The 23,326-nt window shown below is 72.3% G+C and carries 18 protein-coding genes and 2 riboswitches; of the genes, 14 read left to right on the forward strand and 4 right to left on the reverse strand.

What is annotated here, in order from left to right:
* Positions 1 to 81: 81 nt before the first annotated feature.
* Complete coding sequence (locus tag ACIBNE_RS24460; protein ID WP_399274897.1) at positions 82 to 723, reverse strand: hypothetical protein; 642 nt, start codon at positions 721 to 723, stop codon at positions 82 to 84.
* A 172-nt stretch (positions 724 to 895) separates the two neighbouring features.
* On the opposite strand from ACIBNE_RS24460, the gene ACIBNE_RS24465 reads away from it, so the two are divergent.
* The 3 genes from ACIBNE_RS24465 to ACIBNE_RS24475 all read left to right on the forward strand — a co-directional run bounded on the left by ACIBNE_RS24465 (position 896) and on the right by ACIBNE_RS24475 (position 7,249).
* Positions 896 to 2,152: a helix-turn-helix domain-containing protein gene (locus ACIBNE_RS24465; protein WP_399274899.1), complete on the forward strand. Its 1,257-nt coding sequence runs from the start codon at positions 896 to 898 to the stop codon at positions 2,150 to 2,152.
* A 570-nt stretch (positions 2,153 to 2,722) separates the two neighbouring features.
* A complete protein-coding gene (locus ACIBNE_RS24470; protein ID WP_399274901.1) occupies positions 2,723 to 5,356 on the forward strand; it encodes an NPCBM/NEW2 domain-containing protein in 2,634 nt (877 codons plus the stop codon).
* 324 nt (positions 5,357 to 5,680) lie between these two features.
* On the forward strand, positions 5,681 to 7,249 hold the full coding sequence (locus ACIBNE_RS24475; protein ID WP_399275421.1) for a TROVE domain-containing protein: 1,569 nt from the start codon (positions 5,681 to 5,683) through the stop codon (positions 7,247 to 7,249).
* Positions 7,250 to 7,331: 82 nt separating this feature from the next.
* Here ACIBNE_RS24475 and ACIBNE_RS24480 read toward each other — a convergent pair whose 3' ends face one another.
* Positions 7,332 to 8,102 carry a DJ-1/PfpI family protein gene (locus ACIBNE_RS24480; RefSeq protein ID WP_399274903.1) on the reverse strand — a complete coding sequence of 257 codons (771 nt, stop codon included), beginning with the start codon at positions 8,100 to 8,102 and terminating at the stop codon, positions 7,332 to 7,334.
* Positions 8,103 to 8,294: 192 nt separating this feature from the next.
* Between ACIBNE_RS24480 and ACIBNE_RS24485 the strand changes: the two genes are divergently transcribed.
* The 10 genes from ACIBNE_RS24485 (at position 8,295) to ACIBNE_RS24530 (ending at position 18,983) form a co-directional block, all read left to right on the forward strand.
* A complete protein-coding gene (locus tag ACIBNE_RS24485) occupies positions 8,295 to 9,038 on the forward strand; it encodes a hypothetical protein (protein WP_399274905.1) in 744 nt (247 codons plus the stop codon).
* Positions 9,039 to 9,168: 130 nt separating this feature from the next.
* Complete coding sequence (locus ACIBNE_RS24490; protein ID WP_399274907.1) at positions 9,169 to 9,798, forward strand: sigma-70 family RNA polymerase sigma factor; 630 nt, start codon at positions 9,169 to 9,171, stop codon at positions 9,796 to 9,798.
* Positions 9,799 to 10,150: 352 nt separating this feature from the next.
* Positions 10,151 to 10,304: riboswitch (cobalamin riboswitch) on the forward strand.
* A 169-nt stretch (positions 10,305 to 10,473) separates the two neighbouring features.
* Positions 10,474 to 11,361, forward strand: a complete 888-nt coding sequence (locus ACIBNE_RS24495) for a hypothetical protein (protein ID WP_399274909.1) — start codon at positions 10,474 to 10,476, stop codon at positions 11,359 to 11,361.
* On the forward strand, positions 11,358 to 12,470 hold the full coding sequence (locus tag ACIBNE_RS24500) for a cysteine synthase family protein (protein ID WP_399274911.1): 1,113 nt from the start codon (positions 11,358 to 11,360) through the stop codon (positions 12,468 to 12,470). The genes ACIBNE_RS24495 and ACIBNE_RS24500 overlap by 4 nt, the downstream gene beginning before the upstream one ends.
* A complete protein-coding gene (locus tag ACIBNE_RS24505) occupies positions 12,467 to 13,735 on the forward strand; it encodes an ATP-grasp domain-containing protein (RefSeq protein WP_399274913.1) in 1,269 nt (422 codons plus the stop codon). Before ACIBNE_RS24500 ends, ACIBNE_RS24505 begins: the two co-directional genes overlap by 4 nt.
* Complete coding sequence (locus ACIBNE_RS24510) at positions 13,728 to 15,008, forward strand: MFS transporter (RefSeq protein ID WP_399274915.1); 1,281 nt, start codon at positions 13,728 to 13,730, stop codon at positions 15,006 to 15,008. The genes ACIBNE_RS24505 and ACIBNE_RS24510 overlap by 8 nt, the downstream gene beginning before the upstream one ends.
* A complete protein-coding gene (locus tag ACIBNE_RS24515) occupies positions 14,977 to 15,726 on the forward strand; it encodes a class I SAM-dependent methyltransferase (RefSeq protein WP_399274917.1) in 750 nt (249 codons plus the stop codon). The genes ACIBNE_RS24510 and ACIBNE_RS24515 overlap by 32 nt, the downstream gene beginning before the upstream one ends.
* 50 nt (positions 15,727 to 15,776) lie before the next feature.
* Positions 15,777 to 15,959, forward strand: a riboswitch (cobalamin riboswitch).
* Between the two features lie 29 nt (positions 15,960 to 15,988).
* Positions 15,989 to 17,041: an ABC transporter substrate-binding protein gene (locus tag ACIBNE_RS24520; RefSeq protein WP_399274919.1), complete on the forward strand. Its 1,053-nt coding sequence runs from the start codon at positions 15,989 to 15,991 to the stop codon at positions 17,039 to 17,041.
* Positions 17,038 to 18,153, forward strand: a complete 1,116-nt coding sequence (locus tag ACIBNE_RS24525) for a FecCD family ABC transporter permease (RefSeq protein ID WP_399274921.1) — start codon at positions 17,038 to 17,040, stop codon at positions 18,151 to 18,153. The genes ACIBNE_RS24520 and ACIBNE_RS24525 overlap by 4 nt, the downstream gene beginning before the upstream one ends.
* Positions 18,150 to 18,983: an ABC transporter ATP-binding protein gene (locus tag ACIBNE_RS24530; RefSeq protein WP_399274923.1), complete on the forward strand. Its 834-nt coding sequence runs from the start codon at positions 18,150 to 18,152 to the stop codon at positions 18,981 to 18,983. Before ACIBNE_RS24525 ends, ACIBNE_RS24530 begins: the two co-directional genes overlap by 4 nt.
* Here the strand turns inward: ACIBNE_RS24530 and ACIBNE_RS24535 are convergent.
* Entirely contained in the window at positions 18,968 to 19,954 is a 987-nt protein-coding gene (locus ACIBNE_RS24535) for a ferric reductase-like transmembrane domain-containing protein (RefSeq protein WP_399274925.1), read from the reverse strand. The two genes, ACIBNE_RS24530 and ACIBNE_RS24535, sit on opposite strands and share 16 nt — an antisense overlap.
* Before the next feature lie 250 nt (positions 19,955 to 20,204).
* On the opposite strand from ACIBNE_RS24535, the gene ACIBNE_RS24540 reads away from it, so the two are divergent.
* Positions 20,205 to 22,334, forward strand: a complete 2,130-nt coding sequence (locus ACIBNE_RS24540) for a choice-of-anchor A family protein (RefSeq protein WP_399274927.1) — start codon at positions 20,205 to 20,207, stop codon at positions 22,332 to 22,334.
* Positions 22,335 to 22,436: 102 nt separating this feature from the next.
* Here the strand turns inward: ACIBNE_RS24540 and ACIBNE_RS24545 are convergent, their stop codons facing one another.
* Positions 22,437 to 23,261 (reverse strand): L,D-transpeptidase, encoded by an 825-nt coding sequence (locus tag ACIBNE_RS24545; protein WP_399274928.1) that lies wholly within the window; start codon positions 23,259 to 23,261, stop codon positions 22,437 to 22,439.
* Positions 23,262 to 23,326: the final 65 nt, after the last annotated feature.

The raw sequence follows: 23,326 nt of genomic DNA on the forward strand, positions 1-23,326 counted from the left end.
GAGGTGCGCGCGTCGCGGACCCCCGTACCTCGTCGCGCGCCCCCGTTCCCCGTCGGCCGTACCTGTCCGTGGGTGCCCGGCTCAGCCGTAGAGCTTGTTCACGGCGGTGCGCGTCGTCGTCTTGAAGGCGGTGAGCGGGGCGTCCGCCAGGTCGCCCATCTGGCCCCACTCGACGAACGTGACGGTCCGCCCGTCGCGGCCCACGGAGTACAGGGCGATGTCCGTGTTGCCGACCTCGGGGTCCGCGGTGTCCAGGCTGTAGACGTACGCGCCCTCCTCGACGGTCAGCTTGCCGTGGTAGGCGCCCTTCGCGATGACGTCCGGGTACTCCTGCTGGACGCGCGTCGCACAGTTGGCGAGCAGTCGGCGCAGCTCGGTGACGAGGTTCGACGCCGCGGCGTCGGTCGCGGCGACCGTGGTGATCTGCGCGCCGCCGGTGTCCAGCTCGGTGCGGAACGTGCGGTGGCTGGTGCCCTGCGCGGGCAGGGCGCTCTTCACGCAGTACGGCACGGTCTCCGGCAGCCCCCTGGTGACGGCTCCGGCCGTCCACGGCGTCGCGGACGGCGGCATCTGGGCGGCGGTGAGGAAGGCGGGTGCGGTCGTGGTGCGCGCCGGTGCGACCTGGTCGCGGCCGTCGGCGGTGGCGGCGGCGAGCGGCGCGGCCGTCAGGGTGAGCGCGGCGGCGGTGAGGAAGGCGCCGAGGCCGGTGCGGGTCGTGAACATTGGGAGGTACCCCCGTGTCAGGTGGTCGGTACGGATGACGATCAGCTTCGGCGGACGGCGGGCCAAACGGCAACGCACACGCCGACCCCTGGCACGGTGAAACCATTTCACCCCCGATGACGTGGGGATACGTAGACGGGGTGAAACGCGGAGCGGAACGGGGCTGAGGACGATGGGCGAGGAGAAGGACGCCGCGGCGGGCGAGTTCGCCGAGCGGGTACGGGCCCTGAAGGACCGCTCGGGCCGCAGCTTCGAGGCCCTGGCGCGACGCCTGGACGTGAGTGCGTCGTCCCTCTACCGGTACTGCTCCGGCGCGACGGTCCCGGAGGAGTTCACCCCTGTCGAACAGTTGGCGCGGCTGTGCGGGGCGTCGCGCGAGGAGCGCGTCGAGCTGCACCGGCTGTGGATCCTGGCGGACGCGGCCAGACGCCCGACGGGCGGCGCCGTGTCGGGCGGAGCGGTGCCCGAGGAGCACCGCGGGGCGCGGCGCGAAGTCTCGGTCTCCGTGCCCGTCCCCGAGGGGGAGCCGGTCATCGACGGAGCACAGGACGGGCCGGTGCCGGAAGCCGCGGCCGCGCCGCCTGCCGTCCCGGATCCGGAGCCCGATTCACCGCCCGTGCCACCGGTGTCGCCCGAGCGCCCCGTACGCGCGGTGCGCCGCGGGCGCCTGCGGTGGGCGGCCCTCCTCGTCGCCCTCGTCGCGACCGTCGCCGCCACCGCCGTCGTCCTCTCCCGGTCCGACGGCGCCGACCGCAAGGGAGCCGCCGGGGGCAAGCGCCCCGCCGCCTCCCCCCGTACGGCCGAGGCGCCCTTCACCTGGACGGCCAACTCCCAGTCCTGGAAGCTCGACTGCGGCCACACCTATCTGGTCGACCGGGCCCCCGGCCGGGTCCCGCAGCCCCCGGTGGTGCAGGACGCCGCCGTCTGGGCCCGGTCGACGGCCGCGGTGCACGGCGGGGAGACCCAGGTGCGCATCACCCTCCAGGGAAGGTCGCCGCAGAAGGCCGTGGTCCTGGAGGCGCTGCACGTGCGCGTCACCGGCCGCGCACGGCCCCTGCCGTGGAACGCGTTCCGGATGGACAACGGCTGCGGCGGCGCCGTCACCCCGCGCTACGTGGACGTGGACCTCGACGGGCCGCGCCCCGCGGCCCGGCCCGTGAAGGGGTACGACGGGATCGCGAACAAGCCCATCGAGGCCGTCTCCTTCCCGTACGCCGTCACCTCGACGGCTCCCGAGGTACTGCTGGTGACGGCGCGCGCCACCACCTGCGACTGCCGCTGGTACCTGGAGCTGGAGTGGAGCAGCGAGGGCCGCTCGGGCACGGTGCGCATCGCGGACGGCGACGGCGGCCCGTTCCGCACGAGCGGCGTGAAGGGGCGCCCCCTGTTCTCGTACGACGGGCCGGGGCGCCGCTGGGTCCAGGAGTGACCACCGCCCGGCGCGGGCCTGCGGCCGGTTCCCGGCCGGAGCCGGCGTAGGGCGCACGGCGTTCCCTTCCCTGCCGACGCGCGAACGTACGAGCAGCCCACCACCACCGGCCGCTTCCCGCCCGGTGTCCCCGTGTGGGCTGCTCGTACGTGTTCGGTTGCGAACCTTACGGGCCAGGACATTAGCCACGCTTGTCATCGCATGCAAGGTCTGATGGAAAGTTTGCTGATCTTACGTCAACCATCTGATGCAAGCAGACGATCAACGTCAGCCGCGCAGGCAACCCCCTTCGGGACCTCGCCACGCCATGATGCGCCCAGTTCAACGCGCTGAGCTGCAAGTATCTATCCGCAACCGCTCATTGGGGCCGAGATCGAGACGACATCACCGTCCTGCAAGTGTCTGAAAGTCCTACATTCAACTCAGTCACAGGTATTGACAGTGTCACGTCACGAAGCCCTCAATACTCAACACGGTTGAACTTCTTCCAACATCCCCTGGGACGGAGGTCGACCGCCCTCGGAACGAAGAAGAACGAGGGACGCCCCCACACGAAAGGATCGATCGCGCATGCGTCGATTGGCCTGTGCACTATCCGTCGTCCTGGCAACGGTCGGCACCGCGACGTCCCTGCCCGCCTCGTCCGCGGCGGCGGGACCGGCCGGGGCGGCGGCAGGGCCCTACGTGCTCGAAATCGAGAAGATGGCGCTGACCAACTTCTCGACCGAGACCGTGAACCACACCTGGAACGACAAGCCGGTCGAGAACATCACCTACGCCCGGGGCACGGCGGGGCAGACGAGCACCGCCAGGACGGCCTTCGAGGGCGCCGCCGGGACGTACGACCTCATCACGCGCTACAACGGCAAGACCGCGAACGGCGTGACGTACAAGCTCACCGTGAACTCCACGCAGGTGGACTCCTGGACGACGAACCAGCGCCACGGCCGCGACCACACCGACCCGGTGAACGTCGACACCCGGACGTCGAGCAAGATCGCGCTCAAGGCCGGTGACGTCATCGAGCTGACGGCCACCTCCACGAGCGAGGTGCCGCGCGTGGACCGGATCACCGTCCAGACCCACGTCGGCCCGCCGACCAGCACGCTGACCCTCAACTCGCCGAACGCGGCGCTGAACGAGGGCTTCGACTGGGGCAAGGACCGCGCCCTGGGCATGACCTTCTACCCCGGCAACCCGATGATGGGGCACGAGCCGGAGTGGTGGCGCCTCAAGGACGCCAACCACACCACGGTGACGCCCGGCTACTGGGGCGCGTACACCAACCGGGAGTCCTTCTACAACCGGGACATCTCCCACCAGTCCGACGGCGCGCACGCGCTCGGCCTGGACGCCGAGACCTTCAACATGGTCAAGAAGTTCGCCGACGACGCCGACGACCCGGGCCAGAACGGCTGGCCGCTGTGGGCGCACAGCTCGTACGGCGCCATGTACTACATCGACGGCACCGGCTTCAGGGAGCTGCCGTCGCCGTTCAACCTGATGGCCAAGGCGTACAAGCAGTACCAGTGGACGGGCAACGCGGACTGGATCAACGACCCGACCCTCACCGCGTACTACGACTCGACGATGAACAAGTTCCTCACCGACCACGAGGTGGTGTGGAACGACGCGAACCCCTCCGCCGAGCAGCCGGTCCCCAAGAAGCAGCCCGGTGAGTACACGGCGACGTACTTCGAGTTCCCCAACGAGAACCTGGTCTCGGCCGCCGACTCGCTCGGGTACCAGTACCAGTCGATGCTGGCCTACGCGGAGATCCTGAAGGCGAAGGGCGACACCGCGGGCAGCACGAAGTGGACCGACCGGGCCAAGCGGGTGCGCGACCACTTCGAGTCGAAGTGGTGGGACTCCTCCACCAACCGCTACATCCGGGGCAAGGACGCGGCCGGTACGGGCTACAGCAGTTGGGGTCACGAGGCCAGCTTCCTGATGATGCTGACCGGGCTCGGCGACCACGGCCCCAGGACCAACGGCTACCTGGACTTCATCGCCGCCAACGACGACGACCTGAACGTCGAGGCGACCTCCTACCTGCCGGAGATGTACTACCAGTACAACCGGCCCGCCGAGGGCTGGGCCTGGCTCAAGAAGCTGATGGCCGACAAGAACAGCTACCCGGAGGTCTCCTTCCTCGCGGTCAGCAGCACCGTCGACGGCATGATGGGCGTCCAGCCCGACGCCCCGAACGACAAGCTCGCCACCGTCTCCCGGCTGACCTCCGACACGCCGTGGGTGGAGCTCGACCACCTCAAGGTCGGTGACAACGACCTCAAGCTCAAGCACACCGGCACGACCGCGTCCACGCTGACCAACAACTCGGGCGGCACGGTCAACTGGGAGGCGCAGTTCTACGGGACGCCCGCCTCGATCACCGTCAACGGCGTCGCGCACACCCCGCGGACCAAGACGCTCTACGGCAAGACGGTCTCCTACGTGAGCGTCCCGGTGGCCGCGGGCGCGTCCGTGACCGCGAGCACCGGCGCCACCGCCGGCGACACCACCTCCCCCAGCACGCCGACCGGTCTGACCGCGAGCAACGTGACGTCGCACAGCGCGGACCTGAAGTGGACGGCCTCCACCGACGACACCGGTGTGACCGGCTACCAGGTCTACCGGGGCGGCACGCTCGTCGGCACGTCCACGGGCACGAGCTACACCGCCACGGGCCTCTCGCCCTCGACGCCGTACTCGTTCACCGTCAAGGCGATCGACGCGGCCAAGAACCCCTCGGCCGCCAGCGCCGCCGTCTCCGTCACCACCGCGTCGGCGGTCGACCTGAGCGGGCTCGACTGGACCGAGGCGCGCGCCGACTTCGGCACCGTGCGCAAGGACCGGAGCGTCGACGGCAACCCGATCAGGCTGAACGGCACGACGTACGCCAAGGGCATCGGCACGCACGCCAACAGCACCGTCACCTACAACCTGAACGGCGCCTACGAGCGCTTCCGGTCGGACGTGGGCGTCGACGACGAGGTCAGTGCGAACTCGACCGTCAGATTCGAGGTCTGGGGCGACGGGACCAGGCTGTACGCGTCCCCCTCGGTGCTGACGCCGACGAGCCCCACCGCGTCCGTCGACATCAGCGTCAAGGGCGTGAAGTCCCTGGTCCTGAAGGTCGTCGACGCCGGTGACGGCATCAACAGCGACCACGCCGACTGGGCCGGAGCCCAACTCCTGCGGTAGCCGCGGGGACACCGCGACCGCACCACCACCGCCACCGGGCCGCCGCGTTTAATCGCTGGCGTGCGGCCCGGTGGCCTTGTACGTTGATGCCGCGCCCGCGCCCCCGATGCGCTCGGTGGCGGCTACTTCCCCTTCTGACACGAATGACGCCGCCGCCTCTTTTGATCTCGGCGGCGCGGGCGCCTCAGCCTGTCGGCCCTCGCGGCCGGGGCCCTCCAACTCCTTTGAATCCAGGGGGATTCACTGCCTCGTCACGCCCCACGCGTCTCCAAGGTCTGGTCCGAGATACTCGTGGCCCCGCACGTCTCGGCGGCCGCACGCTCCATGGCCCCACCGCCGTTCGCCCCGGCGAACCGCTCCCACGCCCCCGGGCCGTGCACCTACGAGGGCGGCCCCGCCTTCGTCCGGGAGCCCCGCGAAGAACTCTTCCTCCTCGCCGTCGGCAACTTCGTCTCCCAACGGACCTTCTACGAGAGCGGCGGGGAGCGGGACGGACGTTTCACCCGCCTCGTCGGTGAACTCGCCGTCCGGGAACCGGAGTGGACGGCCGGGCTGCTGCGCTGGCTGCGCGGCGAGGGCAACATGCGCACGGCGTCCCTGGTGGGCGCCGCCACCTACGTGCGGGCCAGGCTGGCGGCCGGAGCGTCCGCCGGCCCCTCCAACCGGTCCGTGATCGACTCGGTGCTCCGGCGCGCCGACGAGCCCGGCGAACTGCTCGCGTACTGGATCTCGACGTACGGGCGCCGGGTGCCGCAGCCCGTGAAGCGGGGCGTGGCCGACGGAGTGCGGCGGCTCTACACCGCCCGCTCCCTGCTCAAGTACGACACCGAGTCCAAGGCGTTCCGCTTCGGCGACGTGCTCAACCTGGTGCACGCCTCCCCCGACCCGGCCAAACCCTGGCAGGGCCCGCTCTTCCGGTACGCGCTCGACCGTCGCCACCGCCCCGACGACGCGGTCCCGCCCGCGTCCGACCGCACGCTCACCGCCCACCAGGAACTGGCGCGGACGCCCGTGGCGGAGCGACGGGACGTGGTGACCGGACTCTGGGGCTCCGAGCGGCTGGCCGAGGCCGGCATGACGTGGGAGTCCCTGGCGGGCTGGCTCCAGGGGCCCCTGGACGCCGCCGTCTGGAAGGCGGCGATCCCCTCGATGGGGCCGATGGCGCTCGTGCGGAACCTGCGGAACTTCGACCGGGCGGGCCTCCCCGACGAGATCGCCGCCCAGGTCGCCGAGCGGCTCTCGGACCCCGCGGAGGTCGCGGCGTCCCGGCAGTTCCCCTTCCGCTACCTGGCCGCCCACCAGCACGCGCCCTCGCCGCGCTGGACCGCGGCGCTGGAGCGGGCGCTGGGCCACTGCCTGGCGGACGTGCCCGCCCTGCCCGGCCGGACCCTGATCCTGGTGGACCGCTCCGGCTCCATGATCTGGGACACCGTCTCCGAACGGTCGAAACTGACCCGCGCGGACGCGGCGGCCGTGTTCGGCACCGCACTGGCCATGCGCGCCGAACAGGCGGACCTGGTGCAGTTCGGCTGGAACAGCGCCGAGGTGCCCTTCGCGCGGGGCGAGCGGGTACTCGACGTGCTGGAGCGGTTCGGTGACCTCGGGGGCACCTACACGGCGAAGGCGCTGCGCAAGCACTTCCGGGAGCACGACCGGGTACTGATCGTCACGGACGAACAGGCCGCGTCCCACGAGCTGTGCGGCGCGGCCGACCCGGTCCCCGCAGACGTCCCCGTCTACACCTGGAACCTGGCGGGGTACCGGCCCGCCCACGGCCCGCCCGGCCCCCACCGGCACACCTTCGGCGGCCTCACGGACGCCGCGTTCCGGATGGTCGGCCTCGTCGAGGCGGGTCGTGGGGGCGCCTGGCCGTGGGACGCGGATCCCGCCTGAGCGGGGAGCGGCAGCGGTACGGAAAGGGGAGGAGGAGGGGGCCTTCCCGTACCGCCCCGTGCTCAGTGGTGCCGCGTCCGGCTCAGTGGTCCCGCGTCCAGACCGTGCCCCGCGCCTCGTACTCCAGCATCGTCTCCAGCTCCGTGGTCGCGCCCGAGCCGAGTTCGCGCCGGACCAGCCACAGGCCGAGGTCCAGGCCCGAGGTGATGCCGCCCGCCGTGACCAGGTCGCCGTCGTCCACCACCCGGGCGTTCTTGAGGATCCCGCCCTGCTTCTCCAGGTCGGGCTTCGCCCTGTGGTGCGTGGTGCAGGGGCGGCCGCGGGTCAGTCCCGCGGCGGACAGCAGCATCACTCCCGTGCACAGCGCGCTGACGGTCAGGCCGGGGCGCACGGCGGCCGCCAGGGCGCGGGGCAGGGTGCCCCGGTCGATCTCGGCCCACACGCCGGGGCTGTCGCGGCGGGCGTAGCCGCCGCCGGGCACGACGAGCACATCGGCCTTGTGCGGCGCCCAGGCGTGCTGGACCCGGACCTTCGTGCCGTAGGCCGCGGTGATCGTGCCGGGACCCGTCGCCGTGACGTAACGGACCTCCACCGGGCGCTCGGTGAAGAACCCCGCGGCGGAAAGCACTTCGTAGGGAGCGGCGAAGTCGAGCTCCTCCACGCCGTCGAAGAGGACGACGTGGGCCCGGAGGGGGCGGGTGGCGGCGCGGGCGCCGACCGGTGCGTCGGCGGTGGCGGTGGGGGTGGCCGACGGGCTCGCGGCGGCCGGCGCCGCCGCTGCCGCTGCCACGGCTCCGACGGCGCCCGCGGCGCCCAGCGCGGTGGAGGCCCGGAGTACGTCTCTGCGGTTCATGTGGTGCTCCCCGAAGTTCGCGGGGCAGCCGTTCCGCCCTAGAGACAGTCGGACGGACCCGCGCATCGGTTCCCGGCCGGTCGGCCCGAACTCCGCACTTCAACTGTGGCGCGTGCCACACGACTTGACGGGGCCGGTCCGGAGCGCACCCCCGTCCCCGCGCCCGGCCCGAGGTGCGAGGATGAGCACGCCATGACGCCAGGCCGATGTTCCCGAGCCGCGCGCGCCGCGATGTTCGCGGCGGTCTGCGTGCTGCTCGCCGCCGTCGGCCACGTCCTCATGTCGGGCCGGGCACTGTCCACGGGAACCCTCGCGGTGAGCTTCGCCGGCACGGCCCTGGGCGCGTGGGGCCTGGCGGGCCGGGAGCGCGGGCTCCTCGCCGTCACGGCGGCGGCCACGGCCTTCCAGACCGCGCTGCACACGGTGTTCTCGTGGTCCCAGTCCGCGGGGGCGGCCCCCGGCGGCAGCGGCTGTCCGGCGCACGCCGCGGGCCACCTGGGCATGGCGCACCACGCCCCGCCCTCCCCCACCGGGCACGACATGACGGCCGCGTCCTCGTCGCTGCCCGAGACGGTGACCGAAGCGGTGACCGAGGCGGTGACGGGGGCGGTGACGGGTCCGATGGCCGGGATGACGGCGGCGCACGCACTGGCCGCGCTGCTCGGCGGGATGTGGCTCGCGTACGGCGAGCGGGCGGCGTTCCGGCTCCTGCGCGCGGTCCCCGCGGCGCTGTTCAGGCCGCTCCGGCTGCTGCTGGCGACCGCGGCCGCGCCACCAGTCCGCTCCCGGATACGGCCCGTGCGGCCGGGTGACGAGCCCGCTCCCCGGCAGCTCCTGCATGCTTCCCGAACGCTCCCGACCAGGGGTCCGCCCCGGGCAGTCGCTGTCGTTCGACAGCAGGCTCCCCGACTGCGCGGCGTGCCGCACGGGCCCTGACGGCCCGCGTAACCCGCTCCGCGCCTCGGGCAGCGGCCCGCGCCTTTCGCCGCGGGCCGTGCGCAGCACCGGCGCCGCCACCGGGCGCGCCGGACTCCCTTGCCCTCAGGACGTGTAAGGACATGTGGCGATGACCCCTGCCCGCAACTTCCGCCCCCGACCGGACGCCGCGGACGACGCGGCGACCACCCGCCTGGCCCTCGCGGCGCGCGACGGCGAGCCCGCGAAGGTGGAGCTGTTCGTGCGCGCGCTGCACCGGGACGTATGGAGATACGTCGCGTACGTCAGCGCCGACCGCCAGGCGGCCGACGACCTCACCCAGGAGGTGTTCCTCCGGGCCCTCGCGGCCCTGCCCCGTTTCGCGGGGCGCTCGTCCGCGCGCGCCTGGCTGCTGTCCATCGCCCGCAGGACGGTCGTGGACAGCCTGCGGCACGCGGCCGCCAGGCCCCGGCTGTCGGACCTCGACGACTGGCAGACGGCCGCCGAGCGCTCCCAGCCGCAGGGACTCCCCGGGTTCGACGAGGGCGTGGCGCTCGCCGAACTCCTGGCGTCGATACCGGCCGAGCGCCGTGAGGCGTTCGTCCTCACGCAACTGCTCGGCCTGTCCTACCTGGAGGCCGCGAAGGCGGCCGACTGCCCGGTCGGTACGGTCCGTTCGCGGGTCGCGCGCGCCCGCTCGGCGCTCGTCTCGCTGCTGCGCGACGTCGAGACCGCCGCCCCCGTCGGCCACCGGACGGGCACGGTTCCCGCACTCGCCTGACCCGGCACACCGCCCGGCCCACAGGACCCCGTGGGCCGGGCAACCACCCGTCGCACACCGGCCCGCCCAGGACTCACCACAGGACGATCCGACACACCGCCATGACCCTCGCCGGCAATGGATTGTTGTTGCACATAGTTCGCAACAAGCCATCGGTGAAGCGGCCGCTCCGCGCTCGGCCCGGTCACTGACCTGCGCGGCACGGATACCGCACCCCGTCAGCGGTGTCATTCAGGACAACCACCCGGCCAACCCTGTTGCCGCGCCTGAGCCACCGCCTACTCTGACGGCGCAGTCGGTTCGCGCCATGATTGCGTGGCGCGTCGAAAGGCCCGTGCCGGACACGGGCCCCAAGAGGGAACCCGGTGGGATTCCGGGACTGTCCCGCAGCGGTGAGAGGGAACGAAAGCCGTCAACAGCACTGGGACCCGTCCGAGGGCCCGGGAAGCGACGGCCGGTAGGTGACGCCGGAAGGTCCGGCGCCGGGCCCTTCAGTCCGAAGACCTGCCCACTGCGCGCGTGCGGGGTCGCACGCGCTCCAACACGGTGACCTCGTGGGCTGGGTCGGCGGTGCAGGCGGACACGGCGCGCTCATACCGCGCGTACGCCCTCACGTACCGGACCGTCCCTCGGGACCTGGCGACGAGGGGATGGGTACGTGACCGGGGTGCTGCGATGCTGACCGACGCCGATAACCGGCCCGCGCGAACCGTCTCCGGCGTCTGCCACGGCACGCTGGGCGAGCTGTACCAGGGGCCGCTGGACGCGCGCGACCGCCCGGAGATAGCCATCGTCTCCTTCCCGGTGGACCGCCACTCCTGGGTGTACTTCACCCCGGACGCCGGAGCGCCGACGGGCACCGAGAACCTCGGTGCGAAGGCGGCGAAGGCCGCGCGGCTGTTCCTCGACCACTACGGCCTGGAACCGCCGCCCGGCCGCTGGAACACCTACTCCGACCTCGACGTCGGTGTGGGCATGGCCAGTTCGACGGCCGACATCGTGGCGACGCTGCGCTGTCTCTTCCGGGTCTTCTCCCTGCCGTACGACTCCCGCGTCGTCATCGGCGTCCTGTCCGCGATCGAGCGGGCCGACAGCGTGTTCCTCCAGGAGTACGCGCTCTACCTGAGCGGCCGCCACCGGGTCGTGCACCGGCTCGGCACCGGCATCGCCTTCCACACCGCCTTCGTCGCGGAGCCAGGCACGGTGGACACCGCCGGGGTCACCCCGCAACTGCTGCGCCAGTACCGGCGCTGCGCGGCGGAGTACGAGCGGTGCCTCACCGACCTCCTCAAGGGTTTCGCGGGCGGCGACCCGGCGGCCGTGGCCAGGGCCTCGACCGTCAGCGCCACCCTCTCCCAGGAGGTGCTGCCCAAGCAGACCTTCGACGCCGTGCTCGCCCGCCGCGAGGAGTTCGGGGCGGACGGGGTCTTCGTCGCGCACACCGGCTCCCTCGTCGGCCTCCTCTTCGCCCGCAGACCCGCTCCCGCGGTCAAGGGCGAGGTGTCCGCCTTCTTCCACTCGCTCGGCCACCAGTGCTCGTTCGCCCAAGGAGGCTACGCGTGATCCATCCGCACATCGCCGACGCCCTGAAGGTCCCCGACCTCGTCCGGCTGACGGACGGCGCGGTCCTGCTCCGCTTCGAATCCATGAAGATCTACTCGGCGCTCGCCGCCGTCCGGCACCTGCTCGACCGGGGCGCGGTGCGTCCCGGGCAGACCCTGGTCGACAGCTCCAGCGGCATCTACGCGTACGCGCTGGCGCTGGCCTGCCACCGCTACGGGCTGCACTGCCACATCGTGGGCTCGACCACCGTGGACGCCACCACGCTCGCCCAGCTGGAGATACTCGGCGCGACCGTCGAGCGGGTCACACCGTCCCAGAACCTCAAACTGGACCAGGAGTTACGGGTCCGCAGGGTGCGCGAGATCCTCGCCGAGCGGCCCGACGTCCACTGGATGCGCCAGTACCACGACGAGGTCCACTACCTGGGCTACCAGGAGGTCGCCGACCTGGTGGCGGCGACCGTGCCCGACCGGCCGCTGACCGTCGTGGGCGGGGTCGGCTCGGGGGCGTCGACCGGCGGCCTGACCGAGCACCTGCGGCGCCGCGACCCCACGGTTCGCCTGGTGGGGGTGCAGCCGTTCGGCAGCGTCACCTTCGGCAGCCAGGACCACCACGACCCGGAGGCGATCATCGCGGGCATCGGCTCGTCGATCCCCTTCGACAACGTCCACCACCACCTGTACGACGCCGTGCACTGGATGGACTTCACGCACGCCTGCTCCGGCGCGGTCGCCCTGCTGCGCGAGCACGCCGTGTTCGCCGGGCTCTCCACCGGCGCGGCCTACCTCGCGGCGACGCACGAGGCCCGCCGCCACCCCGACCGGCTGCACCTGGTGATCGGCGCGGACACGGGCCACCGCTACGTGGAGCGGGTGTTCGCCCGGCACCGCGAGGCCTCGGACCTCGTCTCGCTCAAACCGACCGAGGTCGCGAGCCCCGAGGACATGACCATGCCCTGGTCGACGATGGCGTGGAACCGCGCCGCGTGGCAGCGGCCCGACACGTCCCGTTCCCACCCGCACCCACCCGCCGACACGCACCCGCCCGCCGACCCGCACAGCACGGCGGACGCACACGGAAATCCCCCCAGCAAGGAGTCCGCCGCATGACCGTGGCCTGCCTGGAATCGCTCACCTTCGGCCTCGGCCACCTGGCACGCGCGGCCGCGCGGCTGGACGAGAAGCTACTGCTCCTGACCCGCGACCCCGACTACTACGCCTACGAGTTGGCCCGGCTCCCCGAGGGCGCGGTGGACGTCGTCGAGATCGACACGTTCGACACCGAGCAGGTGGCCGGCCTCCTCGCCCGCACCCCCGACCTGCGCGGCCTCATCAGCTCCACCGACACCTGGATGCTGGTCGGCGCCGAGCTGGCCGAACGCTTCGGGCTGCCCGGACTCGACCCGGCGGCGCTGCGGCTCACGCGCGACAAGGCCGCCGTCCGCGACCTGTTGCACGCGGCCGGGCTGACCCGCTCGCGCGCGGCGGACGTGCCCGAATCGGCCGCCGACGACCCCGAGTCCGCCGCACTGCTGGTGAAGGCGGTGGGACTGCCCGCGATCCTCAAGGACACCTCGGGGACGGGCAGCCAGAACGTCTGGCTGGTCAAGGACGAGCCGCAGCTGCGCGCCGCGCTCGCCGAGGCGGCCGGGCGGCAGTTGAAGGGCCGGCTGTTCGCCGAACCTTACTTCTCGGGGCCCGTGTACAGCGCGGAGACCCTGACCTGGGCCGGGCGGACCCGACTGCTCGGCGTCTCCAGCCGGCTGATGTCGGCGGAGCCGCGCTTCCGCGAAGAGGTCACCGCCTTCCCCGTCGCCTTCCCCGAGCCGCGCCGCCTCGCGCTGGAGTCCTGGCTCGGGGACGTGCTCTCGGCCATCGGCTACACCGACCGCTTCGCGCACGTGGAGTTCGCGCTGACCACGGCGGGTCCCGAGATCGTGGAGGTCAACCCGAGGATCGGCGGCGCGCTGGTGGGCGAGGGCCTGTGCCGGGCGCTGGGCGTCAACGTGTACGAGGCGATGCTGGAGGCCGCGCTCGGCATCCGTCCCGGACTCATGGACGCGGCGCTGCCCGGCGGGCCCGCCGTGGCGTTCGTCCTCGGCTACCCCGCGCGCCCCGGCACCTTCTCCGGCGTCGAGGGCCTCGACCGGCTCTCCGACATGCCCGGCTCCCCCGCCTGGTACCCCGTCAAGAGCGTCGGCGACCCGGTCGAGCACCTGGACGACAGCCGGGGCTACGCGGGGATCGTGTACGCGGAGGCCGAGACGGCCGAGCTGGCCACGCACTGCGCGGTCGCCGCGGCGGGCGCCGTACGGGTCCTGACCGAGCCGTTCCCCGAGCCCGAAGCGGCGGCGCGCCCGGCCTCCGATGGCTGAAGGCGCCAAGGGCGGCACCGGGCTGTGGTCCGCGCTCGGCACGCTCACCGGGCCGCTGCGCTTCCTGCTGCTCAGCTCCTTCCTGATCCCACTCGGCAGCTTCATGGTGCTGCCGTTCATGTCGGTGTTCCTGCACGAGCGCCTGGGCATGGGGCTCGGGGCGGTCGGGGTGGTGCTGGCGGCGGCCTCGCTCGTGCAGTTCTCGGGCGGAGTGCTCGGCGGGGCGCTCGCCGACCGGGTGGGGCTGCGGCGCACGATGCTGTGGGCGCTGGTGGTGCGCACGGCGGGGTTCGCGGCGTTCCTGCTGGCGCTGCGCTGGCCGCCGCTGGCCGTGGGCGCGCTGGTCCTCACGTGCTGCGGGGCCGCCCTGTACCTCCCGGCGAACAAGGCGTACCTGGTGCACGGCGTGGACGAGGCGCGGCGCCCGGCGTTCCTGTCGGCGGGCAACGCGGCGCTCAACGCAGGAATGGCGGTGGGCCCGCTGGTCGCCGGGCCCTTCGTGCTGTCGTCACCGGGGCTGTTGTTCCTCGGTGTGACCGTGCTGTTCGCGGTCGTCGCGGTGGGGCACGCGCGGCTGCCCGCGGCGGCGGCGGACGAGGCGCGGCCCGGTGGCGGGGGCGCGCCGGGCGAGGGGTTGCTGACGGGCCTGGCGGTCCTGCCGTTCGTCGCCAACGGTCTGGCGTTCTACCTGTACTTCCACTTCCAGCACTACATGGCGGTGTACGCGCAGGAGCGGGCGTCCACCGAGTTCTACAGCCTCGTGCTGCTCGTCTGCTTCGTCCTGGTCATCGTCGTCCAGCCACCGGCCTCGGACACGATCCGGCGCATGAGCTACCCGCTCGCGCTCGCCGTCGGTTTCGCGGGCCTCGCGGCCGGAATGGCCGTCATGGCGCAGGGCTCGCGGGTAGCGCTGCTGGCGGGCGGCGTGCTGATCACGCTGGGCGACATCGTGCTCTTCCTCAAGAACGACCTGGAGGCCCTGCGCCGCAGCTCGCGCTCCGACGCGGTGGTCTTCGGTCAGCAGCGGCTCGCCGCCGGGCTCGGCGCGTGCGCCAGCGGCGTACTGGGCGGGCAGCTGTACGGCGTGGCCGAACGGGCGGGCGACACGGGCTGGTTCTGGCTGCTGGCCGCCGCCCAGTGTCTCCTGCTGCCGCCCCTCCTGCTCGCGCTGCGGCGCGGCTCCGAAAGCACCACCACCGATACCGACGCCATCCACGACACGGAAGGAACACCGGCTCCCGATGACACACACGGGCGGATTCCAGGACGATGACTTCTGGATCGAGTTCCACGACTTCCTCTTCTCCGAGCAGCGCTACACCCAGGCCGAGGAGTTGCTGGACTCCTCGCCGCTGCTCTCCTTCGCACCCGGCGCGCGGATCCTCGACCTGTGCTGCGGTCCCGGGGTGTTCACCGTGCCGCTCGCCCGGCGCGGCTTCGACGTGACGGGGGTGGACCGCAGCCCCGCGATGCTGGAGCGCGCCAGGAAGCGGGCGGCCGACGCCGGGGCCGCGCCCGCGTACGTCCGGGCCGACATGCGGGAGTACGCGCAGCCCGGCGCCTTCGACGTCGTGCTCAACATGTTCACGTCCTTCGGGTACTTCGAGGACCCGGCCGACAACTCCCGTGCGCTGCGCACCATGCACGACTCCCTGGTGCCCGGCGGGACGGTCCTGCTCGACATGGCGGGCAAGGAACTGCTGGCCCGCAAGGTCGTGCCGCCCAAGGTCGTGCAGCGCGGCGATGACCTGCTGGTGCAGACCGACACGGTGCTGGACGACTGGGCCAGGCTGCGCAGCGACTGGGTGCTGGTGCGGGGCGACCGGGTGACGCGCACCAGCCTGGTCTGGTTCGTGTACAGCGCGGTCGAACTGCGGCGGATGGTCGAGGACGCGGGCTTCGCGGACGTCGAGGTCTTCGGCGGTTTCGACGGCAGGCCCTACGACCACGACGCCGAGCGCCTGGTGGTGCGGGCGGTACGCGGGGAGTAATGGGCAGGGGCGTGCGACGGTTCGCCGCACGCCCTTTGCCCCGCACTCGACCGACCGTAATATCTCCTGGTCATCACCGCGACGGGAGACAGGAAGCCGGTGCGATTCCGGCACGGTCCCGCCACTGTGACCGGGGAGTGCACCCCTGAGGAAGGCCACTGCGCACCGCGCGGGAAGGCCGGGGGAACGTCGATCCGGGAGTCAGGACACTGGCCTGTCGCGGGTCCGATCCGAGGAGCGCGGACTCCGCAGGAGGCTCTACGTGTACGACGGCACACCCCGTCCCCCTTTCGCCCCACCCCGTTCCCTGCGCCTCCCGCGCCGCGGGACCCTGCGCGCCGCGGCCCTGGGCGCCGCCCTGTCGGCGGTGCTGCTGACCGGCTGCGGCACGTCCGAGGACGCGTCCGACAAGGGCGGTTCGGCCGACTCCGCCACCAAGGGGTTCCCGGTCACGGTCGACAACTGCGGCATGCGCACCACGTACGAGAAGCCGCCGTCCCGTGTGGTCGCCATCCATCAGCACCCCACCGAACTGCTGCTCAAACTCGGCCTGAAGGAGAAGATCGTCGGCACGGCCTTCCCCGACTCGGCCGTACTGCCCGAACTGAAGAAGGAGTACGCGGCGCTTCCCCAACTCGCCAAGAAGGAACCGTCGTTCGAGGCCGTCCTCGACACCGAGCCCGACCTCGTCTACGGCGGCTACGCCAGCGCGTTCGCGGAGAAGGACGGCCGCTCCCGCAAGGCCTTCGACAAGGCCGGGATCGACACCTACCTCAACCGCGAGTACTGCGGGAAGAAGCGGGTGTCGATGACGGACGCCTACGACGAGGTCCGCACCGTCGGCTCCGTCTTCGGCGTGCCCGACCGGGCAGCGCGCCTGGTGGCCGACCTCAAGGGGCGCGTCGACCGGGCCGGGAAGGCCGTCAGGGGCGCGCCCGCCGTGCCCGTGTTCGTGTACGACAGCGGGGACAAGTCGGCCTTCACCGCGGGCGGCAAGAGCCTGGGCACCGAGATCCTGAGGCTCGCGGGCGGCCGTAACGTCTTCGCCGACATCGACGAGGTATTCGGCGACGCGTCCTGGGAGCAGGTGGTGGCGCGCAGGCCCGAGGTCGTGGTGATCTACGACTACGCGGGGGCGGGCAGCGTGGAGCGCAAGAAGGAGTTCCTGCTCTCGCAGCCCGCGCTCGCGGACGTCCCGGCGGTGAAGAACAAGCGGTTCGTCGTGCTGCCGCTGACCGCGACGCTCGTCGGGATCAGGGCGCCGTACGCGGTCGAGGAGCTGGCCCGCGGTCTGCACCCGGAGCGGTTCAGGTGACGGCACCGGTCGAGGCGCCGCTCCGCGGCGCGCTCCCGGCCCCCGGTGCGCCCCTCCTCCAGGGGGCGCGCCGCTGGCCGTTCGCCGTCACGCTGGTGGTGCTGGGCGCGCTGCTGCTGGCCTCCGTCACGGCGGGCATGGCCATCGGTTCGGTGGACGTGCCCCCCGGCCAGGTCTGGGGCATCGTCAGCCACGCGCTGGGCGCCGACTGGACGGAACCCGACTGGTCGCGGGCGCGCGAGACGATCGTGCTGGACGTGCGCGGGCCGCGCGTGGTCCTCGGGGCGGTGACGGGCGCGGGGCTCGCGGTGGTCGGCACCGCGATGCAGGCGCTGGTGCGCAACCCGCTGGCGGAGCCGTACCTGCTGGGCGTCTCGTCGGGTGCTTCGCTCGGGGCCGTCTCGGTGATCGTCTTCGGATTGAGCCTGTTCGGCCCGCTGTCCCTGTCGGTCGCCGCGTTCGCGGGCGCCCTGGTGACGCTGCTGCTCGTCTACGCGACGGCCCGTACGGGCGGGCGCATCACCTCCGTGCGGCTGGTGCTCTCGGGCGTCGCCGTGGCCGCGGTCATCACCGCGGTGATGAACCTGATCCTGCTGACGTCCGGGCGGGGCAACGAGGCCCGCGAGGTGCTGGCCTGGACGCTCGGCGGGCTCGGCGGCGTCCAGTGGGACACGCTGTGGCTGCCGGGCACCGCGCTGCTGCTGGGCGTCAGCGTGCTGCTCGTCCAGGCCAGGTCGCTGAACCTGCTGCTCGCGGGCGAGGAGGCGGCGACGACGATGGGGCTCGACGTGGGCAGGTTCAGGGCCCGGATGTTCGTCCTGCTCTCGCTGGTGACCGGGGTGCTGGTGGCGGCGGCCGGGCCGATCGGCTTCGTCGGGCTGATGCTGCCGCACATCGTGCGCCTGGTCGTGGGCGGCGACAACCGCCGTGTGCTGCCCGCGTCGGCGCTCGCCGGCGCGGTGTTCCTGATCTGGGCGGACATCGCGGCGCGGACCGTCGCGGCGCCCATGGAGATACCGGTGGGAGTGCTGACGGCGCTGTGCGGCGGTCCGTTCTTCCTGTGGCTGATGCGCCGCGACGCCCGCAAGGACGCCGGCCGGGGAGTGGGATGAGCGCGATCGAACCGGCCGTCGAGCTGGCTGTGGAGGGGGTGACGCTCACCGCGGGCGCGCACCGCCTGGTGCGCGACGTATCCCTCACCGCGCGGCCCGGCGAGGTGGTGGGCCTCGTGGGGCCCAACGGCAGCGGCAAGTCGAGCCTGCTGCGCGCGGTGTACCGCGTGCTGCGGCCCGACGCGGGGCTCGTACGGGTGGGTGGCGCCGACACCTGGAAGCTGCCGGTGCGCAAGCTGGCCCGTACGCTCGCGGCGGTGGTGCAGGAGTCGGGCGCGGACTTCGACCTGACGGTGCGGGAGGTGGTGGCCATGGGCCGCACCCCGCACAAGCGGCTGCTGGACGGCGACAGCGCTCAGGACGCCGCGCTGGTGGCGTGGGCGCTGACCGCGGTGGACGCGGCGGCGCTGGCGGACCGGCCCTTCGACCGGCTCTCGGGCGGCGAGCGGCAGCGCGTGCTGATCGCCCGCGCGCTGGCCCAGCGGCCCGCGCTGCTGGTCCTCGACGAGCCCACCAACCACCTGGACGTACGGCACCAGTTGGAGGTGCTCGGCGTGCTGCGCCGGCTGCCCGCCACCGTTCTGGTGGCGCTGCACGACCTGAACCTCGCCGCGTACTACTGCGACCGGCTCTACGTGCTGCGCGACGGGGCGGTGACGGCCTCGGGGCCGCCCGCCGACGTGCTGACGGAGGAGTTGCTCGCCGAGGTGTACGGGGTGGCGGCCGAGGTCGCCGTGCACGCGCGCACGGGGGCGCCCCGGGTGACGTTCCTACCCGGGGAGCCGGTGCCCGAGCCGGTGCCGGTGGGACCTGATCACTCGGATTCGTGATGGTGCGGCGCCGCCGGGGGCGGGTCGACGGGCCTGGGGCGGCCTCCGTCGTGGCCCGAGACCACGACGGCCAGCAGGCCGACGACCACGGCGGCCGCCACGAGGCGCCCCGCCGCCCTGACGGTCCACCGCAGCCTGCCGGGCCCCGCGGGGTCGGCGCCTGGCGCCCCCAGGCGCTCGGCGCGGCGCGCGGGGCGCAGCAGCCGTAGCAGGAGCAGTGCGGCGACGGGGACTTGCAGCAGCCACAGGACGGTGCGCGGCCACTCGTCGTACCAGACGTTGGTGCCGTACAGCAGGGTGTGCCAGACGCTGAGGACGTAGACGACGGCGACGAAGCGGTGCAGGACGCGCCAGGTCCTGGGGCCGATGCGGTGCCTGACGTAGAACAGCAGGCCGAGGGGGATCCCCAGGTAGAGGGCGCCCTGGCCGATGGGGATGGCCACCTGGCCGGTGCCGGAGTCGTACCAGCCGGGGACGAAGCTGTCGGCGAAGGCGCCCCAGAGCCGTCCGGCCCACGCCGCCCCCGCGTTGTACCGCACGAGTTCGGCGGAGAACATCAGCGCGTGGGCGAACATCAGGGCCATCGTGGTGAGGCTCGTGGTGCGGTGCCAACGCTCCAGGACGGGCGGCGGCACGGGCAGCCGTGCGGGCTTCGGCCCCGAGAGCAGCAGGCCGAGCATGACGGTGCCCCAGGCCCAGAGCAGTCCCGACCAGCCGAAGGCCTGGCTGAGCAGGTACATCCAGTACGTGTCGGGGTCGTCCATGAAGGGCATGACGGCGACCGTCGCCGAGGCGCCCGAGCGCATCCTGAAGTACAGGAAGAGGAAGATCGCGAGGGTGACGACCAGGCCCGCGGTCGCGTCGGGCGCCGCCGCGACGAGGTCGGAGCGCAGTCGAACACGCGCGCTGCCGCGTTCTTCGTTCACCGGGGCCGGTGGCGTTCCGTCGCGGCCTGTGGTCTCCGGCTGCATTGCTGGCCCCTCGGGCTGTTGTCACCTGGTGCGTCACCTGGTGCGTCGTGTGTGTGCCGGTCAAGTCTGGCCGGGAGGAGGGGGCCTTGCCGAGGATCATTCCAGCCACAACACACCGCTTCGTGAGCCATCGAGGGGAATCGCGGTGAAGGGATGTTCGACGTCACACGGATCAATAGAATCACCCAAAGTCGTCTTCCTCATGAAAATCTGGGTTAAATCGCCCTTCTTTTGAGGAGTTGACGGCTCAGTGCAGTTCACTTCACTCACCCGTCCGGGAGGCAGGCGCGCCGGTTCCGTCCTGGCGGCGACGCTCTGCTCCCTCCTTGCGGTGCCCGCGGCGGCGCTGCCCGCGGGGGCCGCGCCGCGGACCCCGCCCGCCCTGGCCAAACCGCTGCCCGGCGGTCTGGGTCCCTGTGTTCCCGGCAGTTGCCCGCCCGACGGCTACCCCCCGATCAACAACGACCCCATCAAGTACCGCGACAACGCCGTCAACGTGTTCGTCGGCGGCGACTTCATGGTCCGCGAGAAGGCCGCCGAGGCCGAGGGACGCGTCGTGGTGCTGGGCGGCTTCGACCAGAACAAGGCCGAGGGCGTCAGCGGCATCTACAACGTCGGCGAGGCCGGCGTCGGCTCGCGCGTGACGCCCGACCCGGGCTCCGACTGGCTCACCACCGGAGGGAACGTCACGGTCGCACCGGGACAGCGGCTCCTGGCGGAGGACGGCGTCGTGCGCCACGCGGGCGACGCCACGGGCACGGTCATCGGCACCAAGGTCAAGGACCCGGACGCCGCGCTGCCCTACCTCGCGCTGCGCGACCAGCTCACCGAGGCCAGCCAGTGCTACGCCCACCCGGAGGGCGGCACGCGCCCTGCCACCGGCACCGCGACGCACGCGGGCGGCGAGACGCTGTTCACCGGCGACGGCACCTCCGCCCTCCAGGTCTTCAACGTCGACTTCGACCTGATGGGCGGCACGGGCGGCCAGGAGGGCATCTCCTTCGCCGGAATCCCCGACAACGCCACGGTCCTGGTGAACATCCTCGGGACCAACCGCACCATCAACACCTACAGCGGCACCATCGACGACAGCAGCCCGCTGAACAAGATGCGCAACCGCCTGCTGTGGAACTTCCCCGACGCCACCTCCGTCGAGATCAAGGGCACGGGCCAGTTCCAGGGCAGCGTCCTGATCGGCAACCAGAGCTCCGCCGCGTCCGTCAGCGTCCCCGGCATGAACGGCCGCTTCTTCACGACCGGCTCGCTCACGCACACCAGCCCGCCGTCGGGCGGCGGCGGCCAGGAGTTCCACAACTACCCCTTCGACGGCGACCTGCCCGACTGCGGCAGCGCACCGGTCACCGGCACCGTCCGGGTGCTCAAGCGGGACAAGGACACGGGCGCGCCGCTCGCGGGCGCCGTGTTCGAGCTGTGGAACGAGTCCAACGGCGTCAGCGGCCTGCAGACCGACGGCGCCGCGCCCGACACCCGGGTGGGCGACGCCTGCACCACGGACGCGGGAGGTGAGTGCGCCCGGTCGTCACGGCCACTGGGCACGTACTACTGGCGCGAGACCGCCGCGCCCACGGGCTACGACCTGCCCGACCCGAACGTGTTCGGCCCCCTGGAGCTCACCGAGGCCAACGCCGACCAGGGCGTGTCGGTGACCGCTGAGAACACCCGCCACACCGGCCCGGTCACGCGCGTCAAGCTCTCCGTGGTGAAGCGGGACGCCGCGACCGGGAAGCCGCTCGCGGGCGCCGTGTTCGAGCTGTGGCACGAGACGAACGGAAAGGCCGGCCTCCAGACCGGTGGCGCGTCCCCCGACACCAGGAGCGGCCGGCCCTGCACCACGCCGGGCAACGGCACCTGCTCCCGCACGGTGGCGCCCGGCACGTACTACTGGCGCGAGACCAGGGCCCCTGCCGGATACGTCGTCGGCAAGGCGGTCCTCGGGCCGATCGTCCTCACCGACGACGACGCCGAGAAGGGCGTGGTCGTGGTCGCCACGAACAAGAAGAAGGCCGTGGTGGAGGGCTCGATCGCACTCCGCAAGAAGGACGGCAAGAGCGGCGCGGCGCTGCACGGCGCCGTGTTCCAGCTGTGGCGCGAGTCCAACGGCAGGGCCGGGCTCCAGACGTCGGGCGCCCGGCGCGACACGCTGGTGGACCGGGGCTGTGCGACGGACACCAGGGGCCGGTGCACGTTCCCGAAGCTGAAGCCGGGCGCGTACTACCTGCGGGAGACCGAGGTGCCCGACGGCTACCTGCTGCCGAAGAACCCGGTCAGCGGTCCGCACCGGGTGACCGGCACGGGCGCGGGCAAGGTCGTCACCGTCACGCTGACGAACAAGCGCGGCGAGCACGGCAAGAAGGGCTGACCCGGGACGGCTCCGGCCGAAGGGCGGTGCCCCGGCGCTTCACGCGCCGGGGCACCGCCCTTGTGTGCGGCTGCGGGTGCAGGCCCAGCGGGACCGGGCCGGTCAGCCGAGCGGAACCGGGTCGACGACCGGGATGCCGTCGGAGCCGAACGCCTCCCTCACCAGCTGGTCGTCGCTCTTGACCGCGGCGCCCTCCATCGCGCGGATGGGCTGCTTGCGGCCGTAGATGTAGAGCCGGTCACCGATCTCCAGCAGCTCGAACAGCCGCTTCGCGTCCTTCACGTACATGTTGACGCAGCCGCCCGAGCCGGACTTGAACAGGTCCTTGTAGGTGCCGTGGAGCGCCTGGCCGCCGTTGAAGAACTGGGAGTAGGGCATGGGCGCGTTGTTGTAGATCGTGGAGAAGAAGGTCTTGTTCTTCTGGTAGACGCGTTGCCAGCCGGTGCGCGTCTCCAGTCCGGGCCTGCCGCTGCGGACCGGGACGGGCGCGAAGACCACCTTCTGGTTCTTCTGCACCCACAGGATCTGCCGCGTCAGGTCGACACAGGTCACGCGGTAGGACCTGACCGGGCACTTCTTGGCGGCGTTGGGGTCCTTGCGCACCTCGAACACCAGCAGCATCCGGTACGTGCGCAGGTCGGCCGCGCCGTCGACGGGCGTGACGCCGATGCGCTTCTGCAGCTTCTTGACGGCGAGGCAGTCCTCCGTGGACATCCTGCCGTCCTGCGGGAGCTTGAGCTTCTTCTCCAGCTGCCACTGGTAGGGCCCGGTCCCCGCCCCGCAGACGGCCGGGGCCGGCTTGCCCAGGCCGGTCGTCCGCGCGGCGTGCGACGCGGGGGCCGCGTACAGGCCGACCGCGGAACTTCCGGTGGCGAGGACGAGGATGGTGCACACGGAACGGAGTTCCATCGCGAGTCCAGCGGTCACGTCGTCTCCCTGATAGCCGGTTGCCGGTCGCGGTCTCACCGCGACCGGCCGTCCGTTCCAGATAT

The sequence above is a fragment of the Streptomyces sp. NPDC050504 genome, from assembly GCF_044458065.1.
Classification (GTDB): Bacteria; Actinomycetota; Actinomycetes; order Streptomycetales; family Streptomycetaceae; genus Streptomyces.